We start from the raw sequence: 2,459 nt of genomic DNA, 5'->3' as shown, positions 1-2,459 counted from the left end.
GGCATTACCCTGGGCGCTGCGATCACCGGTATTGTTAAGGATGCTGCGGGTAACAACGCGGTACTTACACTTCCTGCGGTAAACACCACAGGTGTACTCGTAAATACAAACATACCTGGCGTGGCAGTGACTACTGCCGCTACTTCTCCATTGAATCAACCATTCACGGCCACAGTTATCTTTACAGAAGCAGTAACCGGATTTGCAGTAGGAGATATTACCGCTACCAATGCTACATTAAGTGCATTCCAGACAACAGACAACATTACGTATACCGTACTTATAACACCTACGGCTAATGGTACCGTAACTCTCCAGGTACCAGCAAGTGTAGCCGTGAATGTAGGTAACAATAATAATACAGCCTCTAATATTTTAAGCCGCGTTTATGATGGTACGGCACCTACTGTTATAGCTGTAGATGTACCAGCCAACGGCATTTATCACCTCGGCGAAGGACTCCGCTTCAAAGCACATTTCAGTGAGTCCATCGTTGTAACAGGTATACCTACACTCGATATCACCATTGGTGGCACTACCCATCAGGCTACCTATCAGGGCGGCACTGGCACAGATACATTGGGCTTCCTATACATAGTGCAGGCCGGAGATCTGGATATGGACGGCATCACGCTGGGCGCTGCGATCACAGGTATTGTTAAGGATGCAGCCGGTAACAACGCAGTACTTACACTTCCTGCGGTAAACACCACAGGTGTACTCGTAAATACAAACATACCAGGCGTAGCGGTGACCGCCAGCGCCACGTCTCCACTGAATCAACCATTCACAGCTACCATTACTTTCACGGAAGCAGTGACCGGATTTATAGTAGGAGATATTACCGCTACAAATGCTACATTAAGTGCATTCCAAACAACAGACAACATTACATATACCGTACTCGTCACACCAACGGCAGATGGTACCCTAACTATTCAGGTACCGGCCAGTGTAGCCGTGAACGTCGGTAACAACAACAATACGGCTTCCAATATTTTAAGCCGCATTTATGATGGTACGGCGCCTACTATTACAGCTGTAGATGTACCAGCCAACGGCACTTATCACCTCGGCGAAGGACTCCGCTTCAAAGCACATTTCAGTGAGTCCATCGTTGTAACAGGTACGCCTACACTCGATATCACCATTGGCGGTACTACCCGCCAAGCCACCTATCAGGGTGGTACTGGCACAGATACATTAGGTTTCCTCTATATAGTGCAGGCCGGAGATGTAGACATGGATGGTATCACACTGGGTGCTGCGCTCACCGGTATTATTAAAGACGCAGCCGGTAACAATGCAGTGCTTACACTTCCTGCGGTAAACRCCACAGGCGTACTCGTAAATACAAACATACCAGGCGTAGCGGTGACAGCCAGCGCCACGTCTCCACTGAATCAACCATTCACAGCTACCATTACTTTCACGGAGGCAGTGACTGGATTTGTAGTAGGAGATATCACCGCTACAAATGCTACCTTAAGTGCATTCCAGACAACAGATAATATTACGTATACCGTACTCGTCACACCAACGGCAGATGGTACCCTAACTATCCAGGTACCGGCCAGTGTAGCCGTGAACGTGGGTAACAATAACAATACGGCCTCCAATATTCTAAGCCGCGTTTATGATGGCACGGCGCCTACTATTACAGCCGTAGATGTACCAGCCAACGGCACTTATCACCTCGGCGAAGGGCTCCGCTTCAAAGCACATTTCAGCGAGTCTATCGTTGTAACAGGCACGCCTACTCTCGATATCACCATTGGTGGTACTACCCATCAGGCTACCTATCAGGGCGGTACTGGTACAGATACGTTGGGCTTCCTATACATAGTCCAGGCCGGAGATGTAGACATGGATGGTATCACACTGGGCGCTGCGATCACCGGTACTATAAAAGATGCAGCCGGTAACAATGCAGTGCTTACACTTCCTGCGGTAAATACCACAGGCGTACTCGTAAATACAAACATACCAGGCGTAGCGGTGACAGCCAGCGCTACGTCTCCATTAAATCAACCATTCACAGCTACCATTACTTTCACGGAGGCTGTGACTGGATTTGTAGTAGGAGATATCACCGCTTCCAATGCGACTTTAAGTGCATTCCAAACAACAGATAATATTACTTATACCGTACTCGTCACACCAACGGCAGATGGTACTGTAACTATACAGGTACCGGCCAGTGTCGCAGTGAACGTGGGCAATAACTCCAATACTGCTTCCAATATTTTAAGCCTTGCTTTCGATGGTACCGCACCAGTAGTGACAGCAGTAGATGTACCGGCAAATGCCGTGTATAACGATGGACAAGTACTCTCCTTCACTGTTCATTTTAGTGAGATAGTTAATGTAACCGGCACACCATCGCTGGGTATAGTAATAGGCGCCACTACCAGACAGGCCACACTTGTAAGTGGCAGTGGTACCAACGCTCTGGTATT

The 2,459-nt window shown here is 48.3% G+C and carries 1 protein-coding gene; it reads left to right on the top strand.

What is annotated here, in order from left to right:
• On the top strand, positions 1-2,459 hold a 2,459-nt coding region (locus AC1DP6_RS36360; protein ID WP_477059289.1), incomplete at both ends, for a beta strand repeat-containing protein.

The organism is Chitinophaga sp. 01L420 (assembly GCF_056399985.1).
This window is presented reverse-complemented; position numbering and strand designations above follow the sequence as displayed.